General features: G+C 63.9%; 20 protein-coding genes. 15 read left to right on the forward strand and 5 right to left on the reverse strand.

What is annotated here, in order from left to right; genetic code table 11:
- Positions 1–73: 73 nt before the first annotated feature.
- The 3 genes from QM685_RS12625 to QM685_RS12635 are packed head-to-tail and all read left to right on the forward strand — an operon-like array spanning position 74 to position 2,850.
- Positions 74–1,354, forward strand: a complete 1,281-nt coding sequence (locus tag QM685_RS12625) for an MFS transporter (protein ID WP_415116304.1) — start codon at positions 74–76, stop codon at positions 1,352–1,354.
- Positions 1,351–2,310: an amidohydrolase family protein gene (locus QM685_RS12630; protein WP_415116306.1), complete on the forward strand. Its 960-nt coding sequence runs from the start codon at positions 1,351–1,353 to the stop codon at positions 2,308–2,310. Before QM685_RS12625 ends, QM685_RS12630 begins: the two co-directional genes overlap by 4 nt.
- Positions 2,311–2,331: 21 nt before the next feature.
- Positions 2,332–2,850: a cupin domain-containing protein gene (locus QM685_RS12635; RefSeq protein WP_415116308.1), complete on the forward strand. Its 519-nt coding sequence runs from the start codon at positions 2,332–2,334 to the stop codon at positions 2,848–2,850.
- Positions 2,851–2,867: 17 nt separating this feature from the next.
- On the opposite strand, the gene QM685_RS12640 is transcribed toward QM685_RS12635, so the two are convergent.
- Positions 2,868–3,689: a GntR family transcriptional regulator gene (locus QM685_RS12640; protein ID WP_415116310.1), complete on the reverse strand. Its 822-nt coding sequence runs from the start codon at positions 3,687–3,689 to the stop codon at positions 2,868–2,870.
- A gap of 152 nt (positions 3,690–3,841) precedes the next feature.
- The gene (locus QM685_RS12645) at positions 3,842–5,296 is read right to left on the reverse strand and encodes an alpha-hydroxy acid oxidase (protein WP_415116312.1); all 1,455 of its coding nucleotides are present in this window, start codon (positions 5,294–5,296) and stop codon (positions 3,842–3,844) included.
- Between the two features lie 25 nt (positions 5,297–5,321).
- Between QM685_RS12645 and QM685_RS12650 the strand changes: the two genes are divergently transcribed.
- The 6 genes from QM685_RS12650 (at position 5,322) to QM685_RS12675 (ending at position 12,566) form a co-directional block, all read left to right on the forward strand.
- Positions 5,322–6,260 (forward strand): SMP-30/gluconolactonase/LRE family protein, encoded by a 939-nt coding sequence (locus tag QM685_RS12650; protein WP_415116314.1) that lies wholly within the window; start codon positions 5,322–5,324, stop codon positions 6,258–6,260.
- Between the two features lie 71 nt (positions 6,261–6,331).
- Complete coding sequence (locus QM685_RS12655) at positions 6,332–7,969, forward strand: thiamine pyrophosphate-binding protein (protein WP_415116316.1); 1,638 nt, start codon at positions 6,332–6,334, stop codon at positions 7,967–7,969.
- Between the two features lie 46 nt (positions 7,970–8,015).
- Entirely contained in the window at positions 8,016–8,258 is a 243-nt protein-coding gene (locus QM685_RS12660) for a DUF3311 domain-containing protein (RefSeq protein WP_415116318.1), read from the forward strand.
- On the forward strand, positions 8,255–9,811 hold the full coding sequence (gene mctP / locus QM685_RS12665) for a monocarboxylate uptake permease MctP (RefSeq protein WP_415116320.1): 1,557 nt from the start codon (positions 8,255–8,257) through the stop codon (positions 9,809–9,811). Before QM685_RS12660 ends, mctP begins: the two co-directional genes overlap by 4 nt.
- Entirely contained in the window at positions 9,808–11,310 is a 1,503-nt protein-coding gene (locus QM685_RS12670; RefSeq protein WP_415116322.1) for an aldehyde dehydrogenase, read from the forward strand. The genes mctP and QM685_RS12670 overlap by 4 nt, the downstream gene beginning before the upstream one ends.
- A 17-nt stretch (positions 11,311–11,327) precedes the next feature.
- Positions 11,328–12,566, forward strand: coding sequence for a porin (locus QM685_RS12675; protein WP_415116324.1), 1,239 nt, complete (start codon positions 11,328–11,330; stop codon positions 12,564–12,566).
- 79 nt (positions 12,567–12,645) lie between these two features.
- Here the strand turns inward: QM685_RS12675 and QM685_RS12680 are convergent, their stop codons facing one another.
- Together QM685_RS12680 and QM685_RS12685 are read right to left on the reverse strand one after the other, a co-directional pair.
- Positions 12,646–13,488 carry an HpcH/HpaI aldolase/citrate lyase family protein gene (locus QM685_RS12680; RefSeq protein ID WP_415116326.1) on the reverse strand — a complete coding sequence of 281 codons (843 nt, stop codon included), beginning with the start codon at positions 13,486–13,488 and terminating at the stop codon, positions 12,646–12,648.
- 36 nt (positions 13,489–13,524) lie between these two features.
- Positions 13,525–14,931 carry an MFS transporter gene (locus QM685_RS12685; protein WP_415116328.1) on the reverse strand — a complete coding sequence of 469 codons (1,407 nt, stop codon included), beginning with the start codon at positions 14,929–14,931 and terminating at the stop codon, positions 13,525–13,527.
- 236 nt (positions 14,932–15,167) lie between these two features.
- Between QM685_RS12685 and QM685_RS12690 the strand changes: the two genes are divergently transcribed.
- Genes QM685_RS12690 through QM685_RS12715 form a run of 6 tightly spaced genes read left to right on the forward strand, consistent with a single transcriptional unit; the run spans position 15,168 to position 20,917 of the window.
- Positions 15,168–16,331, forward strand: a complete 1,164-nt coding sequence (locus tag QM685_RS12690) for an acyl-CoA dehydrogenase family protein (protein ID WP_415116330.1) — start codon at positions 15,168–15,170, stop codon at positions 16,329–16,331.
- Complete coding sequence (locus QM685_RS12695; RefSeq protein WP_415116332.1) at positions 16,328–17,494, forward strand: CaiB/BaiF CoA transferase family protein; 1,167 nt, start codon at positions 16,328–16,330, stop codon at positions 17,492–17,494. Before QM685_RS12690 ends, QM685_RS12695 begins: the two co-directional genes overlap by 4 nt.
- Positions 17,491–18,624 carry a CaiB/BaiF CoA transferase family protein gene (locus QM685_RS12700; protein WP_415116334.1) on the forward strand — a complete coding sequence of 378 codons (1,134 nt, stop codon included), beginning with the start codon at positions 17,491–17,493 and terminating at the stop codon, positions 18,622–18,624. Before QM685_RS12695 ends, QM685_RS12700 begins: the two co-directional genes overlap by 4 nt.
- A gap of 21 nt (positions 18,625–18,645) precedes the next feature.
- Positions 18,646–19,146, forward strand: a complete 501-nt coding sequence (locus QM685_RS12705) for a MaoC family dehydratase (RefSeq protein WP_415116336.1) — start codon at positions 18,646–18,648, stop codon at positions 19,144–19,146.
- A gap of 56 nt (positions 19,147–19,202) precedes the next feature.
- The gene (locus tag QM685_RS12710; RefSeq protein ID WP_415116338.1) at positions 19,203–19,952 is read left to right on the forward strand and encodes an electron transfer flavoprotein subunit beta/FixA family protein; all 750 of its coding nucleotides are present in this window, start codon (positions 19,203–19,205) and stop codon (positions 19,950–19,952) included.
- Positions 19,953–19,972: 20 nt separating this feature from the next.
- On the forward strand, positions 19,973–20,917 hold the full coding sequence (locus QM685_RS12715; protein ID WP_415116339.1) for an electron transfer flavoprotein subunit alpha/FixB family protein: 945 nt from the start codon (positions 19,973–19,975) through the stop codon (positions 20,915–20,917).
- Here the strand turns inward: QM685_RS12715 and QM685_RS12720 are convergent.
- Positions 20,902–21,072 carry a hypothetical protein gene (locus QM685_RS12720; protein ID WP_415116530.1) on the reverse strand — a complete coding sequence of 57 codons (171 nt, stop codon included), beginning with the start codon at positions 21,070–21,072 and terminating at the stop codon, positions 20,902–20,904. The two genes, QM685_RS12715 and QM685_RS12720, sit on opposite strands and share 16 nt — an antisense overlap.
- Positions 21,073–21,079 lie beyond the last annotated feature (7 nt).

A 21,079-nucleotide genomic window follows, 5' to 3' on the forward strand; every position in this document is an offset into this window, starting at 1 on the left:
CGCTGCCACGCGCGTCGCGGGCCGCCGCTCCCGGGTTAGCGGCGCCTCGTGCCAGACCTTCATGGAGAGGGAAATGAAGCTAGCAGAAACGGAGGAATTGCCGCAGTCGAACGCATGGTGGACGCCGGCCTGGATCTCGCGCCTCGACGCCCGGGGCAAGAAGGCATTCGCGGCCTCCTTCGGAGGATGGGCCATCGACGCATTCGATTTCATGATCTTCAGTTTCGTCATTTCGGCGCTTACGCGCGGTCTCGCCATCGACAGGGGGAAGATCGGGCTGGTCGGCACGGCGACCCTGCTCGCATCTGCGGTAGGGGGATGGATTGCCGGCATGCTTGCCGACCGGTTCGGACGGGTGCGAATGCTGCAGGCGACCATTCTCTGGTTTTCCGTATGCACCATCCTGATTGGCTTCGTGCAGAACTTCGAGCAGCTTCTCGTCCTGCGCATTCTCCAGGGCTTGGGCTTCGGCGGCGAATGGGCGATCGGCGCAGTCCTCATTGCGGAAACGGTCCGTTCGGAAGATCGCGGCAAGGCCGTGGGTTTTGTGCAAAGCGGCTGGTCGCTTGGCTGGGGTGCGGCGGCGATTGCCTACAGCGTGGCGTTTTCCCTCCTGCCGGAGCAACTGGCCTGGCGCTCGCTGTTCTGGGCTGGCGTGCTTCCCGCGCTGCTCGTGCTCTTCGTGAGGCGCAACGTCGACGAGCCCGACATCTTTCTTCACGCGCGCGCGAAACAACGAATGTCGGGCGAAAAATCGAATCTGCTCGCGATCTTTTCACCGCCGCTCGCGATGACGACCCTCAAGGCCTCGGCCCTCTGCACGGCTCTTACCGGCGGCTACTACGCAATGTCGACCTGGCTGCCGACCTTCCTCAAGGTCGAGCGGCATCTCTCGGTGCTCAACACCGGCGGCTATCTGATGGTGCTGATCGTCGGTTCGTTTTGCGGGTTTATCGCGGGAGCGTATCTGGCGGATCTGTGGGGCCGGCGCCGGACTTTTATCGCCTTTTCGCTGGCGGCGGCGGTGTGCCTGTACGTGTATCTGAAACTTCCGCTTACCGATGCGCAGATACTCGTTCTGGGCTTCCCGCTCGGCGTGACGTCCTGCGGCGTCTTCTCCGGCATGGGGGCATACCTGAGCGAACTGTATCCGTCGCACGTACGGGCTTCGGGTCAAAGCTTCTGCTACAACTTCGGCCGCGGCATCGGTGCGTTATTTCCCGCATTGGTCGGCTTTCTCAGCGAATCGTCGTCACTCGGCGGCGCGATCGCGATCTTCGCGGGTTTTGCCTATGCCATTTCGGTGGTGATGGCGGCAACGCTGCCCGAGACGAAAGGCAGGCCATTGCAATGAATCCGCGAACAGGTTTCGACATGGCCGATATCAGCTTTCCGATGCCTCCCGGCGCGTGCGATTGTCACACGCACGTGTTCCCGAACGATCCGCGCTTCCCGTTTTCGCCGGCCAGAAAATATACGCCGCCGTTCGCGAGTGTCGAACAGCTTTGCTCCCTGCTCGATCGTCAGCGACTTCAACGTGTGGTGATCGTGCAGCCGAGCGTGTACGGCGCGGACAATTCGGCGACCTTGCACGCGGTCGAGGCGATCGGGCAGCGGCGGGCGCGAGCCGTTGCGGTAATCGGCGGCGACACCTCGGGCGCGCAACTCGACACGCTCCACGCTGCGGGCGTGCGCGGCGTGCGTGTAAATCTGGAGATGCTGGGCGAAAGCGACCCCGGGCGCTGCGGCGCGCTGTTACGGCACACCGCGCGGCAGATTGCGGGCCGCGGCTGGCATATGCAGATCTATAGCCGGCTCGAGGTTGTCGCGGCCTTGAGCGACGTGATCGCCGCGCTTGATGTGCCCGTGGTGCTCGATCATTTCGCGCGTGCGCGCGCCAACGCAGGGCCGGCGCAGCCCGGTCTCGAAGCGATTTTCCGGCTGATGGGCGAAGGCCGCGTCTACGTGAAGCTGTCCGCGCCTTATCTGTGTACGCAAAGCGACGCGGATCGAGCCGGCCTCGGCGCGATCGCGCGTGCGTTCATTGCGGCTAATGAGCAGCGCGTGGTATGGGCAAGCAACTGGCCGCACCCGGGCGCCTCGCACGACGGCAAGCCGGACCTCACGCGCATCAGCGCACCGTACGCGGTGAACGATGGCGAACTATTGAACCTGCTGGGCGAGTGGGCGCCCGACCCGACAATGCGCCAGTGCATCCTCGTCGACAACCCGGCGAGGCTCTATGACTTCGACGACGACCTCGCCTGTGACAGTGGCGTCGATACGTGCGGCACGTCTGCCGCCGAGTGACTTTCATTCAGGAGCCGGAACATGCAAACCTTCGAATCGACACCGTCTTCTTCCAGCATCGTCCGAAGCACGGCCGAATGGCTGAGGGCCATGGCCGAGATGGAAAAGCGCACGAAACCTACATTCTTCCATGCACGCGCCCAGTTGCCGGAGCAGGGCCGCACGAACATCGTGCTGGGCGCGACGCGCACGCTCAGTGTGGTCCTCAAGACGTACGCGAGCGGCGGGGAGAACGAACTGCACGCGCACACGAACGAAGATCACATGTTCTACATCCTGCAGGGCAGCGCGACTTTCCACGGACCCAACGGGGAAGTGCGGGTCGTGTCGAAGAATGAAGGCATTCTGTTGCCGCGCGGCTCGTTCTATTCCTTCTGCGCGGACGAACACGAGCCGCTGGTCATGCTGCGTGTCGGGGCCGTGGCGGATGCGTCGGCAGACCCGCTTGCGCGCGTCGGTATCGACAATCTGCCGCTGGACGGCTTTTCCGAAGCGAACAAGGAAGTGCCGCTGGTCCTCGGCGAGCGCTGGTTTGCCTGACTAAAGGGGGCGGCACGTCAGCGCGTTCGGCGCAACGTCATCGAAAACGTGAAGCTTTCGGCGGGATAGTGGGCGATCGACACTTCGGCGGTCTTGCCCGAGGCGATCCGGAACGTGCGGATCACCTCGACCGACGTTTCGCCTGGATCGGCGTGGAACGCGGCCGCCACCTGGGCCGGCATCGGCGAGGTGCGCAGCGTTTGCTCCACCTCGACGATGCGCTCGCCGTAAAGCGTCTCGATCAGTTCGAAGATCGGCCCTTTGTTGTGGTCCAGCAGGCGCGCGACGCCTGCGTAGTCTTCGTGAACGAAAACTTCCATCCAGCAGGCGGGTGTTGTGTCATCGGCGGGATAGCGAAATCCGTCGATGCGCAGCCACTGTTTGCCCACGCCAGTGCCGAGCCGCGCCGCGAGCGCGGCGTTCGCGGTCACCATTTCCACCGAATCGATCTGGAACTGCAGCGCCGACACGAACGAGAACAGGTCGTTGATCGAAGCGATCTCGTGAACATAGGCGCCGCTGCCCGCGGCGGGCCGCACGACGGTGGTCGGCGCGCCCTGTCGGGATGCGATCAGGCCATCGTCGCGCAGCCGGCGCAGCGCTTCGCGAATCGTATGGCGGCTCACCGCAAAGCGATCGGCAAGCAGATCCTCGGAAGGCAACTGCGTGCCGACCGGATGAACGCCCCTGAGAATTTCCTCTTTCAGGGTGGAGACGACCTGAACATAGAGCGGCTCCGAACGCGCTTGGGCGCCGCCCGTGCGTTTTGCCGGCGTGCGTGCTCCCCTCGCGCGTTCGCTCTTTGCTTTAGCGGCCGATGATGCTGTGCGCTGACCCAACGATTTCCTCCGTGCCGAAAATGGGCAGTGGAACTTTACCACGCGGGCTGCGGCGTCCTGGTCGGCTTGTCAACGAGGTGGCGCGGGCACGGCGGAGCGCGCCGCAAGGGCATGCCGGCGGCCGCCGCGATTGCATCGGTCCGTGGCGTCCGTCAGTTCGTGGCCGTCGCGTATGCCGTCGGGCGATTCGTTCGCAGCGCTGGCGTAGTCGAAGCGGCGTCGGCCGGCTTCGGCGCATGCGCGTTCGCGCGCGGCGCTTCCAGCCAGGCTTCGTTCAACTCGTCCACGCGCGGGCAACCCAGCTGACCGCAGACGAGATCGAGTTCCTGTCGCAGGATCGAGAGCGCACGCAGCGCACCCTCGGTACCGCCTGCACTCACGCCATAGGCCGGCGCGCGCCCGACAAACGTGAAACGCGCGCCGAGGCACAGCGCGGTCGCGATGTCCGCGCCGCGGCGAATGCCGCTGTCGAGCATGACCGTGACGCGATCGCCTACGGCCGCCACGACGTCGGGGAGCATGTCGATCGGCGCGATGGAACGGTCGAGCTGGCGGCCGCCGTGGTTCGACACGATGATGCCGTCGACGCCGGCCGCAACCGCCGTCGCCGCGTCGTCGGGATGCATGATGCCCTTGAGCACGAGCGTGCCGCTCCATTCGCTGCGGATCTGCTCGATCGTTTTCCACGACTGCGCGGTCGGCACCTGCTCCGCGTAAAAGCTCGTAAGCGCGCGCGCGTTCGTGCCGGGCGGCGCGTAGCGGCGGTAGTTCTCCATATACGGAAGGCCGCTGGTGAGGTATTCGATCACCCACGCAGGGTGCCGCGCCGCCTCCAGCATGACCGGCAGCGTGGGTTTGTAGGGTCTCACCCAGCCGCTGCGGATGTTGCGCTCGCGCTTGGAATGCAGCGGCACGTCGACGGTGATTACCAGTGTCATCAGCCCGGCGTCGGCTACGCGCCTGAACAGATCGCTCGCCATCGCTTCGTCGCGGCATGGGTAGTGTTGATACCAGGATTTGGGCGCTACGCGCGCAATCTTCTCGATGGACGCGGTACTCGCGCCAGAGATCACGAACGGCACATCGGCCTGCGCGGCCGCTTGCGCGAGCATCAGGTCCGCGTCGGGCCGCACCATCGCGATCATGCCGGTGGGCGCGATACCGAAAGGAGAGGCGTAGGTCTGCCCGAACAGGTTCACCGACTGATCGCGGCGGGAAATGTCCACGAGATAGCGTGGAATGAATTTGTGTCGTGCGAAGGCGGCGGCGTTCGAGTCGAGGCAAGCCTCGTCCTCGGCTCCCCCTTCGAGATAGTCGAAGATCACCTTGGGAAGACGTGCCTTCGCGAGCTTGCGAAGGTCGTCGATGCTCAGAGCCTTGTGAACTTTCATGATTTGCCTCAGAAAAAATCGCATCGGACGCGGTCGTGCGGATCTTGTCAAAAATTCCAATAACCTGTACGTATAAGAATTAAACGGAAGTTGCTGGTTAAATTCTGGCATGCGAACAATAAGTCTGCAATAAAGAGAGTATTTAGGTGTTTGTCCCAATGCGTCTGAAAGACATGTTGAAGATAACATGTACGTACAGCTTTTTGAATCGACCATCTACTTTTCTTCTCGAGGACTTGTCATGTTCCCACCGCCGCCTACCGTTCGAGCCGAGGAGTTCGTGCGGATACCTTCCGAATTTCACGTCAAGGGCCGTCGCTCGACGTGGGTGGACGTGCAGCTTCACGGCGCGGACGCACCGGCATTCCTCGAAGGGCCGTCGTTCGATCGCGAGGGCAATCTCTGGGTCGTCGACATTCCGTGGGGACGCCTGTTCAAGATCACCCCCGATGCGCGCGTGAGCTGCGAACTGGAGTACGACGGCGAGCCGAATGGCCTGAAGTTTCATCGCGACGGTCGGGCCTTCATCGCCGACTGCAAGAACGGTCTCATGGTGTTCGATCCCGCTACGGGAAAGATCGAGCCGTTCCTCGAGCGCGCGCTCGTGCAGCGATTCAAGGGGCTCAACGATCTCGTGTTCGCGTCGAACGGCGACGTCTATTTCACGGACCAGGGCCAGACGGGCTTGCACGATGCGACCGGCAAGCTGTACCGACTCGATCGCAACGGTCGCCTCGACTGCCTGCTGAGCAACGTGCCGAGCCCGAACGGACTGGTGCTCAACGAGAAGACGAACACAGTGCTCCTTGCCGTGACGCGCGATAACGCGATCTGGCGCGTGCCGCTCGTGCGCGATGGTCTCGTGACGAAGGTGGGCGTTTACGTGCAGATGTCGGGCGGCGGCGGCCCGGACGGACTTGCGCTCGCCAGCGACGGCTCGCTGGCCGTTTGCCACGTCGGCCTCGGCGCGGTCTGGGTCTTCGGCCCGACAGGGGAACCGGTCCTGCGCATCAATTCCGCGCACGGCAACATGACGACCAATTGCGCATTCGGCGGACCGCAGAACCGGCGCCTCTTCATTACGCAGGGCTGCTCGGTACTGGTGGCGGATACGCCTGTCGTGGGCGCCCGGATGTATTCGCACGCCGAAGAAGACGCGGTGCCCGCAACAGGGCACTAAACGTTCGCGGCTAACGTCGCTAACCCGGGCGCCCACGTCGGGCGCGCGTCACTTCCCAAAACCTCGATTCAATGAAATCGCCAAAGAACATCGCGCAACTCATCGCCGACGCGGGCAAGCGTCATGGCGTCCGCCGCATTTACGGCGTGCCCGGAGGCGGCAGCAGCCTCGACATCATTCAGGCGTTCGCCGCGCTCGACGTGCCGTTCGTGCTGGCCCACACGGAAGCCGCAGCCGGCATGATGGCGGCCGCCGAAGCCGAGGCGAGCGGCTGCCTCTCGGTCGTCGTCACGACGCAGGGGCCCGGCACGGCAAGCGTCGCCAACGCCATCGCCCAGGCGAGCCTCGACCGTGCCCCGGTGCTGCTGATTACGGACGGCTGGACAAGCCGGCAGGCGCAGACGGATTCGCACCAGGTATTCGATCAGCGCGCGCTGCTCAGCCCGCTCGTCAAGGCGCATTCGCGCCTCGAGGGCGACGACGTCGAAGCAGGGATCGAGCGCCTCATTGCGCTCGCCAGGACCGAGCCATGGGGGCCGGTGTACATCGAGTTGACAGGCGAGAACGCGCGCAGAGAACTCGATGCGCGCGCGACGATCTGCGACACCGCGGCGCCGCAGCAGTCGGCCAATGCCGCTCCGCGGCCCGACGAGATCGCGGCGGCCAAGGCGCTGATCGAGTCGGCACGCCGCCCGGTCGTCATTGTAGGCCTCGAAACACGGCTACCCGAAGTTGCGCCGAAACTGCGCGCGCTCGTGGAGCGGCTCGACTGCCCGCTTTTCACGACCTATAAGGCGAAAGGTGTCGTGCCCGATGATGCCGTCCACTCGGTCGGCCTGTTCACGGGCGGGGCACTTGAACGTGAATGCGTCGGCAGTGCCGATTTGATCGTGCTTTGCGGGCTGGACCCGGTCGAGCTGATCGGGCGGCCTTGGGGATATGAGGCACCCGTGCTGGATGTCGGGCCCGTCGAGCATCGGCCGCATTACGTCGCGCCGCGCGCCGCGGTACGCTCGCCGATTGCCTCCGCGCTCGATGCGCTGGCGGACGCCGGGCGCGCGCCTGGCTGGGAGCCGGGCGAGATCGCGCGGCACAAGGAGCGCATGCGTGCGCGGCTCGCCTACACCGGGCATGGCTCCGGACTCACGCCCGAGCAGGTCGTGACCCTCGCGCATGCGAGCGCGCAAAACCAAAACCTCGACGCGCGCGTGACGGTGGACGCCGGCGCGCACATGTTCTCCGCAATGGCGTTCTGGCGCGCGCGGCGCGGCTCGGACGTGCTCATCTCGAACGGCCTCGCATCGATGGCGTTCGCATTGCCGGCCGGTATTGCGGCGAGTCTCGCGTCGCCCGGCCGGCAGGTCATCGCCTTCACCGGCGATGGCGGCTTGCTGATGTGCATTGGCGAGCTGGCCACGGCGGCCAGGATAGGTGCAAAGCTCTGCGTCGTGGTGTTCAACGATTCGACGCTCTCGCTCATCCAGATCAAGCAACAAGGCCGCGGGATGACGCGCGATGGCGTCGACTGGCCGCGTCAGGATTTTGCCGCAATCGCTCGCGGTTTCGGTTTGCAGGCCTGGTCTGCCTCGACGCCCGAGACCTACGAGGCCGCGCTCGCGCGCGCGTGGGAAGCGCAAGGGCCCGTGCTCATCGACGTGCAGGTCGATCCGAGCGGATATCTGGCGCAGTCGAAGGCGCTGCGCGGCTGAAACGGCTGGAATGCACGTACACAGTCAATAACAAACAGGAGACTTCATGAATCGCACATCCGCTGCCGGAAGGTCCGGAGCCGGCTGGTACTGGGCTTTCCTTATCCCGCTCGCGCTGGTCGTCGGCGTGCCGTTCTACAACCGCGTGGAGCCTCGTCTATGGGGCATCCCGTTTTTCTACTGGTCGCAACTGGCCTTCGTGATCGTCGGGGCACTGGTAACGGGGCTCGTCTATTGCCTCACGCCGGAATGTGGCTCGACGCTGCCGCAAGACGGAGAAACCTCATGAACGTCGTTGCCACCTCGGTTTTCGTCGCGCTGTTCCTCTTCGTGACGGTGGTCGGATTCATGGCCGCGCGATGGCGACGGGGCAATCTCGACGAATTGCACGAATGGGGCCTGGGCGGCCGCCAGTTCGGCACGATCGTCACATGGTTTCTGCTGGGCGGAGACCTGTTCACCGCGTTCACCGTCGTCGCCATTCCGGCGCTTGCATTCGGCACCGGCGCGATGGGCATGTTCGCGATTCCGTTCTGCATCGTGCTGTTCCCGTTCATCTTCATCATATTCCCGCGGCTCTGGAATATCGCGAAGCAGCACGGCTACGTGACCGTGGCGGACTTCGTACACGCACGATACGGCAGCAAGGCGCTTGCACTCGCGGTTGCCGTGACGGGCATCGTCGCCCTGATGCCGTACATCGCGCTCCAACTGGTCGGTCTCGAAGTGGCGATCGGCGCACTGGGCTTCGACACGACGGGCATCGCGGGCGACATTCCGCTGACCATCGCCTTCGCGCTGCTCGCAGCCTATACGTGGAAATCAGGGCTGCGCGCACCGGCGCTGATCGCCGTGGTGAAGGACGTGCTGATCTACGTGACCGTCATCGCAGCCGCGATCATCATTCCGGGGCAGCTTGGCGGCTTCGAGCACATCTTCGCGGCCGTGCCACAGTCGAAGCTGTTGCTGCATTCCCCGACGGCAACGAGCCTCGATCAGTACAGCGTCTACGTTTCGCTGGCGATCGGCTCGGCGGTTTCGGCGGTGCTCTATCCGCACGCCGCCACGGCGCTGCTCTCGTCGAAGTCCGGCAATACCGTGCGCCGGAACATGGCGCTGCTGCCGATGTACACCTTGCTGCTCGGCTTCATTACGCTGCTGGGATACATGGCGATCGCGGCGGGCGTGCGTGACATGCCGGAGTTCGCGCGCTATTTCACGGCGTATGGCGCGAATTTCGCGGTGCCCGCCCTGTTCCTGCACTTCTTCCCGTCGTGGCTGGCGGGACTCGCGTTCGCGGCCATCGGCATCGGCGCGCTGGTGCCTGCCGCCATCATGTCGATTGCCGCGGCGAATCTCTATACGCGCAACGTACATCGCGCGTTCGTCAATCCACGCATGACGGGCGCGGACGAGACCCGCGTGTCGAAGCTCGTCGCGGTGGTCGTGAAGATCGGCGCGGTGGCGATCATCTTTGCGCTTCCCGTGCATTACGCGACCGACTTTCAGCTGCTGGGCGGCGTGTGGATCATCCAGACGCTCCCTGCCGTGCTCTTCGGTCTTTTCGGCCGCAAGTTCGATCACCGCGGCCTGCTGGGCGGCCTCCTGGTGGGTCTCGCCTGCGGCACCTGGATGGTTGCGCAGTTGCACTTCAAGTCGTCGGTCTATCCGCTGCAGATCGGCGGCTATACCGTTCCGCTTTATTCGGCCATCTGGGCGCTGATTCTGAACATCGCCGTGGCGTGGGTGGTCAGCGCGCGCCTGAAGATCCGCCGCCCGGCGGATTCCGGCGACGACGGCCAGCCGGGCGCCGGCACGAAGAAAACCATGGAGGGTGTATGAACAGTATCGATCCGCATGCCGGTCATCCGCGCTACGGCAATTACATCGGCGGCCAGCAGGTCCCCGCACGCGAAAAGGAGAGCTTCGTCTCGATCAATCCCACGACCGGGCGCGAGTGGGGCACCTTCGCCCTGTCGACGGCGGCGGATGTCGACGACGCCGTCCTCGCCGCGAGCACCGCGCTCAAGGGACCGTGGGGACGGCTTTCGGCCAGCGCACGCGGACGCCTGCTGATCGCCTGGGGCGAGAAGATCGCCGAACACGCATTGCCGATCGCCACGCTGGAAACCGAACAGAACGGCAAGCTGCTTGCCGAAATGCAGGCGCAAGCGAAGATCGTGAAGGACTGGCTGTTTTACTTCGGCGGCCTTGCCGACAAGGTGGAAGGCAGGGTCATACCGCTTGAACGCCAGAGCGTGCTCAACTACACGTTGCGCGAACCGCTTGGTGTCATCGGTGTGATCGTGCCTTGGAATTCTCCGACGCTCATCACGATCATGAGCATGGCTCCCGCGCTGGCGGCAGGCAACACGATCGTGCTCAAGCCTTCGGAAGTGACGTCCGCGTCGGCATTTGAACTGGCGCGGCTTGCCGAGGCCGCCGGCATTCCGGCGGGGGTGATCAACGTCGTGACGGGCGCCCGCGAGTCGGGCGAGGCCCTGGTCACGCATCCGGGCGTTGCCAAAATCATTTTCACCGGCAGCGAGCCGGCCGGCCGCAGCATTGCCGCCAAGGCAGGCAGCCGGCTGGCGGGCTGCACGCTCGAGCTGGGCGGCAAAAGCGCGAACATCGTGTTCGAGGACGCACGGCTCGATCAGGCCGAGGCCGGCGTGTTGGCGGGTATTTTCGCGGCGGCCGGGCAGACCTGCATCGCGGGTTCGCGTGCGTATGTGCATCGCTCGATTTACGAGCCGTTCGTCGAGCGGCTGGTCGCGCGCGCGCGGCAGATCCGGCTTGGCAATCCGCTGCTGGCCGACACGCAGATGGGGCCGGTGGCGACTTCGGCCCAGTTGAACAAGGACATGACCATGGTCGGGCAGGCGCGGGAGGACGGCGCCGAGCTGCTATGCGGCGGCAGGCGTGCGAGCGTGCCCGGCTACGAGGGCGGCCTTTTCTTCGAGCCTACGATCTTCGGCGGTGCGACGCGCGCAAACCGCATCATGAACGAGGAGGTGTTCGGGCCGGTGCTCTGCGTGACACCGTTCGACGATGACGAGGAAGTGCTCGCCGAAGCGAACGGCACGCGCTTCGGCCTCGCCGCGGGCATGTGGACGTGCAATCTCCAGCGGGCCCATTCCTTCGCGAAGCGGCTGGAGGCAGGCACCGTGTGGATCAACATGTACCGTGCGCTGGCTTTTAACTCGCCGTTTGGCGGTTACAAGGCGAGCGGGGTGGGCCGTGTCAACGGTGCGCAGGCGATCGAGCAATATCTGCAAACCAAGAGCGTGTGGTGCGAGCTCGGCGACGAAGTGCAGGATCCGTTCGTGCTACGCACCTGACAATCAAGGAGACTTAAATGAAGTTTGCAAGACTGGCGATTGCCGCAGCCGTTAGCTCGCTTGCGGGCACGCCGCTCGCGTTCGCGCAAAGCAGCGTCACGCTCTACGGGGTGATCGACGCGGGCCTCAACTACACGAGCAACGTTCAGACGGGGCGCTCTGCCACGGGTCTGCACGGCGCCAATCAGTACTCGTTTCAGGATGGCGCTACCGGCGGCATTCGCGGCAGCCGCTGGGGCCTCAGAGGAACGGAAGATCTGGGCGGCGGCCTGAAGGCGATCTTCGTGCTCGAGAACGGTTTCGCGATCGGCAATGGAACGCTGGCACAAGGCGGCGCCGAATTCGGACGGCAGGCTTATGTCGGGCTGCAAAATCCCTACGGTACGGTGACGTTCGGACGCCAGTATGACCCGGTCGTTGACTACACGCAGCTTTTTCAGTCCGGGGCCATCTGGGCTGGGTATCTGGGAGGGCATGCCGGCGATATCGACAACACATTGAACACACGCCGCATCAACAACGCCGTGAAGTTCGCGAGCGCTGATTACCATGGTCTGAAATTCGGTGGCCTGTACAGCTTCGGTGGAGTGCCGGGCTCGGTGGGCCGCAATCAGGTGTGGTCGCTCGGCGCATCGTACTATAACGGCCCCTTTGGTCTGGGCGTGGGTTACCTCAATGCGCGGAACCCGAATCTGTCCTTCTATGGCACGAACCCCAATGCCGGTACGACGGCGGCGAGCAATAACCTCGGCAGCCTGGGCTCCGCGACCGCGCCGCAGTCGAACCCGATCTACGCAGGCTATGCGTCGGCCTCGACGACGCAGATCGTCAGCGCCGCCGGCTCGTATCAGCTGGGCAGCGCAACGTTCGGTGTGAACTACTCGAATGTTCAGTTCCGAGGCCTCGGTTCGAACTCCGGGCCGAATCCGCTGGGCTATTCGGGCAATGCGTCGTTCGACAACGTCGAGGCGAACTTCAGGTACCAGATTACCCCTGCATGGCTTGGGGGCCTCGCTTACGTTTATACGCATGCGGGCGGCGCGGACGATCGCGGGGCGGCGACCTATCACCAGGTTCAGGCGGGCACCGACTACTTCCTCTCGAAGCGCACCGATACCTATCTGATCGTCGTGTACCAGCACGCGAGCGGCACCGATTCGTTCGGCCAGCCGGCGGTTGCCTATATCACGGGGCAAACCCCTTCCGCGAGCAATCACCAGATCGCTGTGCGCGTTGGCATTACGCATCGCTTCTAGTCTGACCGCTGCGCGAAAGGCGGCCGGGTTATCCGGCCGCCTGCTTTCATTTCTGGAGTCGCTTCGAATGCCGCGCCGCCTAGCGTGCGGCGGCAAGAACGAGCCTGGCGCGCTGGATCACGGGCGCATCGATCATCTTGCCGTCGAGCACCGTTGCCGATCCCGAACTTGCCTCCGCGGCTTCGATCACGCGTTGCGCCCAGATGCGCTCCTCCATGGCGGGTGCAAAGCCGCGATGCGTCGGTACGATCTGGCGCGGATGAATGCACAGGCGCCCGCCGAAGCCGAATCGCCGTGCGCGCCGCGCGGCGGCTTCGATGGCGTCGGCGTCGTCGATGGTAGTGGTGACGCCGTCCACGGGACTGCCGATGCCGGCCACACGCGACGCGAAGGTCATCAGCGACCGGAAGAAGGACAGCTCTTCGCCGTCCCCGCCGATACCGGTGTCGACCTGGAAGTCGACGGTGCCGAACGCGAGCCGCTCGACGCCGGGCGTCGAGGCGATTTCGCGTATCGCTGCAAAGCCTGCGGCCGATTCGAGCAGAGGAACGAGGCGCAAGCCAACGCGCGCACGCGCCCGCGCCGCGTCGAGCACCGCAGTATCGGCAGCCTTGGGCAGCATGATGCCGCGGACTCCGGGATGAGCGGCAAAGGCGCCGACGTCTTCGGCGAACCACGCCGTGTCGGCTCCATTGATGCGCACGTAGACGTTGCGGCGGCCATCGGCCGCGCCAGCGTCGAGCCATGTCGCGACGGCGTCCCGCGCGCGCGTCTTGTCCGGCGGCGCCACGGCGTCTTCGAGATCGACGATGACGGCGTCCGCGCCCGCGGCTAGCGCTTTCGCGAAACGATCCGCGCGGTCGCCCGGTACGAATAGCCAGGAACGGGATTCGTTGTGTGCGTCAGAAGGTGAATTGGACATGGCAATGGAGTGAAAGTGAACGGTGACGGGGAAATGCTACGAATCCTGCCCATGGCTGCCGCTTACGAGCGCGGAGATGCTGAGATTCGAGGCATCGGCGTCCTCCTCAGGAGCAAGCGTTTCGAGCGAGATGCCTCGTGTTTCGATGCCGAACGTGGCCACCACGAGTATCTGCACGACGAGGAGCGCGAGCATGGCGACGACGACCCCGGTGAGCTGATAGCGCCCGTACAGCCAGACGACCAGCCACGGCGTGAGCACGGTCATCAGCCGGCCCAGCGTGTTGCAGAAGCCCGAGCCACGCATGCGCAGATCGGTGGGGAAAAGCTCGGGCACATAAAGCGCCCACGCGAATGCCACCATCGCGTAGATGGTGGTCACGAGCGCAAAGCCGATGATGGCGAGCAGCGCCGGCGCCGAGACGTTCGGATAGAGCGCCCCGAGCACGATCGCCAGCGCGGAAAAGATGACGATGCCGGGCTTGCGGCCGATGCGGTCGCCAGCCAGCATGCCGATGCCCCCGCCGACGGGGCCGCCGAGCGACATGAGCGTGGCGAACCCGAGCGAACTCACGATGCTCATGCCGCTTTTGGCCATGAACGAGGGGATCCACGCAATGAAGCCGTAGATCACGGTGTTGAGCACGATGAGGATGACACTCGCGACGAGCGTGCGGCGAATCAGCGCCCGCGAGAAGAGCGCCGTGAACGGCCGCTGCCGCGGCGGTTGCCGAAGCGTGGACGCCACGGGCGGCAGCAATTGCACGTTGCCCACCTCCGCTTCGATTGCCGCGAGCACTTGCTCCGCTTCCTCGTTGCGACCGTGCGATTCCAGCCAGCGCGGCGACTCCGGCATCTTCTTGCGCAGATACCACACGACGAGGGCTCCGGTTCCGACGATCACGAACATCCATCGCCAGCCGTAGCGCGGAATGATGAGGTAGCCGAGCAGGGCGGAAACGAACAGCGAGAGATTGGTCAGCGCGGACAGCGCCGAGCCCCACCGGCCGCGCTGCGCCGGCGGCACGAATTCGCTTACGGTGACGTAGCCGACGACAATCTCCGCGCCAAGGCCGATGCCCATGAAAAAGCGCGCTATGACGAGCCATGTCATGTCCGGCGCGCACGCGCCCGCGAGCGAAGCCACGCCGAACAGCAACAGGTTGGCCTGATACGAGAAGCGCCGTCCATAGCGGTCGCCGAGCACACCGGCGAGCCACGCGCCCAGCACCATTCCGGCGAAAGTGAGCGAGACGAATTGGGCGTTGTGCGCGAGATCGGACCAGCCGGTCTTGAGCAGCGCACTGAGCACGGCTGCGCCCAGATAAATTTCAAAGCCGTCGAGGAACATGCCTCCCGCGACGAGACCCACGATGCGCCAATGAAAACGCGATACCGGCAGCCGGTCGAGGCGGGCGCCGGCGTTGGGGCTTGCTGTTTGCATAACGTCTCCTTTGCGTCGCCATGAGGCGCGTGATGTTCGTTGTTTCCAGAACTATACATGTACGTACAAGATGATAATGTTGCTATGCCGGTAAACACCAGGTACGCGCATTATGCGCAAAATTGCCCAAGATTTTTGACTGGTCTGGTTGACATCATGAAACTCCAGGAATAGAGTTGTACGTACATGTTGAGAGGCCAGACCAGTAAAGCAAATTTTTTGTGGAGGAGCAAGGGATGAACGACCGGACCATCGAGTCTGCTGAGCAGGCGCAGTTGCTGGACGCCATCGATCGATGGCTCAAACGGGAAGTCGAGCCGGTGGCGATGCGTCATGACCACGAGGACAGCTATCCGATCAGGATCGTCGAGCAGATGAAGGAGCTGGGGCTGTTCGGCGCCACGGTGAGCCAGGAGTACGGCGGGCTCGGGCTGCCCGCCACGACGTATGCGCAGATCATCATGCGGATTTCGTCGGTGTGGATGGCGATCACGGGCATCGTCAACTCGCATCTGATGCTTGCGCTTGCCGTCGAAAAGTTCGGCACCGATGCGCAAAAGGCTCAGTGGCTGCCGAAACTGGCGAGCGGCGAGATCCGCGGCGGCCTTGCGCTGACCGAGCCGGATGCGGGCACGGATCTCCAGGGCATCCGCATGACCGCACGGCGCGAGGGCGACCATTACGTCATCAACGGCACGAAGACCTGGATTACCAACGGTGTGGAGGGTTCGTGCTTCGCGCTGCTCGTGAAGACCGATCCGAATGCGCAGCCGCGTCACAAGGGCATGAGCCTGTTCATCGCGCCGAAGGCCGAAGGGTTCACCGTTGGCCGCAAGCTCGAAAAGCTCGGTTACAAGTCGATCGACTCCGCTGAGCTCGTGTTCGACAACTACCGGGTGCCGGCCGATTGCCTGATCGGTGGCGTGGAAGGCCAGGGCTTCTATCAGGCGACCGGTGGACTCGAACTGGGGCGCATCAACGTAGCGGCGCGCGGCGTAGGCATTGCGGAAGGTGCCCTCGCGCTTGCGACCCAGTATGCGCAAATCCGCAAGACCTTCGGCAAGCCCATCGCGGAACACCAGGCCATCCAGCTCAAGCTCGGCGAAATGGCCACGCGCGCGCGCGCCGCGCGGCTTCTCGTGCTCGACGCGGCAGAGGCGTTCGATCGCGGCGAGCGTTGCGACATGCAGGCGGGCATGGCCAAGTATTTCGCTTCGGAGGCGGCGCTCGAGAACAGCACGGAGTCGCTGCGCATTCACGGCGCGTACGGTTATTCGAAGGAATATCCCATTGAGCGGCTCTACCGGGACGCACCGCTCACCTGCATCGGCGAGGGTACCAACGAGATGCAGCGCATCATCATCGCGAAGCAGTGGATCAAGAGGAATGCGATCGCATGAAACCGCTCAACGGAATCCGCATCGTCTCGGTCGAGCAGTTCGGCGCGGCCCCTTATGGCTCCATGTTTCTGGCCGATCTCGGTGCAGAGGTCATCAAGATCGAGAACGCTTCGATAGGCGGCGACCCCGCGCGGCGGACGGGCCCGCATTTCCTCGGCGAGGCCGACAGCCAGTATTTCCAGACCTGGAACGCGAACAAGCGCAGCCTCGCGATCGACCTGCGCACCGATGAGGGCAAGGCGACGCTGCGCAAGCTCGTGGAATCGTCGGACGCGCTCGTCAACAACCTGCGCGGCGACCTGCCCGCGAAGATGGGGCTCGACTACGCGGGACTGCGCGAGGTTAACCCGGCTATCGTTTGCCTGCATATTTCCGCTTACGGCCGCGACAACGAGCGCGCGTCGTGGCCGGGATACGACTATCTGATGCAGGCGGAATCCGGGCTGATGGACTTGACCGGCGAGCCCGACGGTCCGCCGTCGCGCCTCGGCGCGCCTTCGATCATCGACCACATGACCGGCATTACCGGCGCATTGGGCTTGCTAGCGGCGATTCTCGGCGCGCGCGCGAGCGGCAAGGGGTGCGACGTCGATACCTGTCTGTTCGACGTGGCGCTGCACCAGCTGGGCTATGCGGCAATCTGGAATCTGAACGAAGGGCATAACGTGACACGTCAGCCCCGCAGTTCACACTTCTCGCTCACGCCAGTGCAGACGTTCCCCACCGCTGACGGCTGGATCTTCATCATGTGCATGACTGATAAATTCTGGCAGGCGCTGCTCGATGGCGTCGATGCCCGGGCGCTGGGTGACGACCCGCGCTTCGCGAATGCCGCCGCGCGGCACGCGAATCGCGCGGCGCTGAGCGAGCGGCTCGACGCAATCTTTCGTGGTGCGACAACGGCGCACTGGCTTGCGAAGCTGCAGGGACGTCTGCCGATCGGGCCGGTATTGAGCGTTGCAGAGGCGCTGCGCAATCCGCTGCTGACGCGTAACGGCATGATCAGCCACGTGCCGCACCCCGCGCGCGCCGATTTCCGCATGCTGGCGAATCCGTTGAAAATCGACGGGCTGCGTCTGACGCAAAAGTCGTGTTCCGCGCTCGGGAAAGATAATGCCGCCATTCTTCAGGCGCTCTCGCAACAGGAGGAGGCGTTGAAATGAAGCTTGCCGGTATTCGCGTACTCGATCTCTCCTCGTTTTTGCCCGGGCCTTACCTCACGCTGTCGCTTGCCGATCACGGAGCGGAAGTGATCAAGATCGAGCAGCCCGGAGGCGGCGATCCGGGACGCCAGATCGGCCCCGTCGATGGAGACGTGACCGTTTTCTTTCGCAACCTGAATCGGGGGAAGAAGAGCGTCACGCTCGATCTGAAGACCGAAGCGGGGCGCGAGGCATTGCTCGCGCTTTGCGAAACGGCGGACGTATTCGTTGAATCGTTCCGGCCGGGTGTGGTCAAGCGTCTCGGTGTGGACTACGAGCGGGTGCGCGAACGCAATCCGCGCATCGTCTATTGCTCGATCAGCGCGTTCGGACAGACAGGGCCTTACGCGGCGCGCCCGGCGCACGATCTGGCCGTCGAAGCGCTCAGCGGCGTGCTGAGCATGACGCTGGGCATGCAAGATGAACCGGCGCTGCCCGGCGTGCCGGTGGCGGATCTGCTGGCGGGGCTGCAGGGCGTTTCCGGGGTGTTGATGGCGCTGCTCGCACGCGAAAGGACAGGCGAGGGGGACTTCATCGATATCGGCATGCACGACGCGATGCTCGCGGGCTGCCTGAACATTCTCGGCCCCGCGATGGCCCATGGCGAGCAGCCCGTTGCCAAACACCAGCGCACCACGGGCGGCGCGGCGTTCTATCGGACCTACCGCACGGCAGACGGACGCTATCTGTCGCTGGCGGGGCAGGAACCCAGGTTCGTCGAGTCGCTGCTCGGCTTTCTTGGTCGGCTCGATCTTCAGGCGTTGTGCGCGCGCGGCCCGGGGCCGCATCAACAGCCAGTGATCGATTTCCTCGCGCAAACGTTCCTCACCCGGACGGCGGCGCAGTGGGATGCGAGCCTGTCGACCCTCGACCTTTGTTACGCCATCGTGAAGACATTGCCGGAGGCACTCGAAGACGATAACGCCGTGATGCGCGAGATGGTGTTGATCGACGAGGCAGGACGGCGTCACATCGCACCTCCCGTCCGCTTTGCCCGGCAACCGGCTGCGCCGGACCTGCGAGCGCCGGCGCTCGGAGAACACAACGGCGTGTTCCTCGGTGCAGGCCGGGCGATGCACGTTTCGAAATAAACAGTCGAAGGAGTACAGGCAATGAGTGAAACGATAGAAAAGAGCGTCCGGTTTCGGGACAGTGCCGGCCGCTATTTCGAGGATTTCGAGCCGGGGCATATTTACGAACATCGGCCTGGCAGAACGATTACGGAAACGGACAATATCTGGTTCACGTTGCTAACCATGAACACTCATCCGCTGCACTTTGATAATGCCTATGCGGCGAAATCGGAATTTGGGCAAGCGCTGGTCAATAGTTGCCTCACGTTATCGATGGTGGTGGGCATGAGCGTGCGGGACGTCAGTCAGCACGCAATCGGCAATCTCGGCTGGGACAAGGTAACGCTCACCTCGCCGGTATTCGTGGGGGACACGATCTACGCCGAATCGGAAGTGCTTTCGAAACGCGAGTCGAAATCGCGTCCGACTCAGGGCATCGTTACCGTGAGAACGGTTGGACTCAAGGCGGACGGAAAGGAATTTCTGCGTTTCGAGCGCACGGTGCTCATTCCGAAGCGCGGTGCGGGAATCGTGGTGTGACCGAGCCGCTGACGCGCGAGCGCGTCGGCTGTTTCTTCGAATGAAGGAGATACCGTTTGAAAGTCGTCGTAGCAGTGAAGCGCGTGGTGGATGCAAATGTCAAGGTCGGCGCGAAATCGGACGGCACGGGCGTCGACATCACGAACGTGAAGATGTCGATGAACCCGTTCGACGAAATTGCCGTCGAGGAAGCGGTGCGGCTGAAGGAAGCGGGTGTGGTGACGGAAGTCATCGCGGTTTCCGCAGGCGTTGCGCAAGCCCAGGAAACGCTGCGCACCGCGCTCGCCATCGGCGCCGACCGCGCGATCCTCGTCGAGTCGAACGAAGACCTGCAGCCGCTCGCGGTCGCGAAGCTGCTCAAGGCGCTCGTGGACAAGGAGCAGCCGCAACTGGTACTCCTCGGCAAGCAGGCGATCGACGACGATTCGAACCAGACCGGCCAGATGCTCGCCGCGCTCGCTGGTTTGCCGCAAGCGACGTTTGCATCGAAGGTCGTCGTAGCCGACGGTAAGGCAACGGTTTCGCGCGAAGTGGACGGCGGCGCGGAAACGCTGTCGCTGACGCTGCCCGCTGTCGTCACGACCGACCTGCGCCTGAACGAGCCGCGCTACGTGACGCTGCCCAACATCATGAAGGCGAAGAAGAAACCGCTGGAAACGGTCAAGCCGGAAGACCTCGGCGTCGATGTCACGCCGCGTCTGAAGACGCTGAAAGTCGCCGAGCCGCCGAAGCGCTCCGCCGGTGTGAAGGTGCCGGACGTGAAGACGCTGGTCGAGAAGCTGAAGACCGAAGCCAAGGTGCTCTAAGAGACACGGAGACAGAGCAAATGACGAATCTGGTAATTGCAGAACACGACAATGCGTCGATCAAGGCCGCGACGCTGAATACGATTGCAGCGGCACAGAAAATTGGCGGCGACGTCCACGTGCTGGTGGCAGGTCACAACGCACAGACCGCGGCCGATGCCGCGGCGAAGATCGCGGGCGTCAGCAAGGTGCTGCTGGCCGACGCGCCGCAACTCGCCGAAGGCCTCGCGGAAAACGTCGAAGCAACGGTGCTGAACATCGCGAAGGATTACTCGCACATCCTCGCGCCGGCGACTGCTTACGGCAAGAACATCGCGCCGCGTATCGCGGCGAAGCTCGACGTCGCGCAGATCAGCGACATCACCGCCGTGGATAGCGCCGACACGTTCGAGCGTCCGATCTACGCGGGCAATGCCATCGCGACCGTTCAATCCCAGGACCCGGTCAAGGTCATCACCGTGCGCTCGACCGGCTTCGATCCAGTGGCGGCCGAAGGCGGCAGCGCGGCGGTCGAAAAGATCGAGGCGGCAGCCGACAGCGGCCTCTCGCAATTCGTGAGCCGCGAAGTGACGAAGCTGGACCGTCCGGAACTGACGAGCGCGAAGATCATCGTGTCGGGCGGCCGGGGTCTGGGCAACGGCGAAAACTACACCAAGGTTCTCGAACCGCTCGCAGACAAGCTGAACGCCGCACTGGGCGCCTCGCGTGCAGCAGTGGATGCCGGCTTCGTGCCGAACGACTACCAGGTCGGCCAGACCGGCAAGATCGTCGCGCCGCAACTGTACGTCGCGGTGGGCATCTCGGGTGCGATCCAGCATCTGGCGGGCATGAAGGACTCGAAGGTGATCGTCGCGATCAACAAGGACGAAGAAGCGCCGATTTTTAGTGTGGCGGATTATGGCGTCGTGGATGATTTGTTCAGTGTCGTGCCGGAACTCACAAGCGCGCTTCAGGCAGTAGCCTGACTGAAGATTTCGCGTAACCATCCGCGGGCTTTTTTCGATACATTCAGCGCGTCACGCTTTTCGAAACGTTTCTGGACTCGGGCGCAGTCGGCGCGCGGGATGTTTACCAGCTTGATCGAATCGAGTTCGGGCAGGATGTCCTTGTCGAGGTACATCCGGACT

This window comes from Paraburkholderia sp., from assembly GCF_047605525.1.
GTDB lineage: Bacteria > Pseudomonadota > Gammaproteobacteria > Burkholderiales > Burkholderiaceae > Paraburkholderia.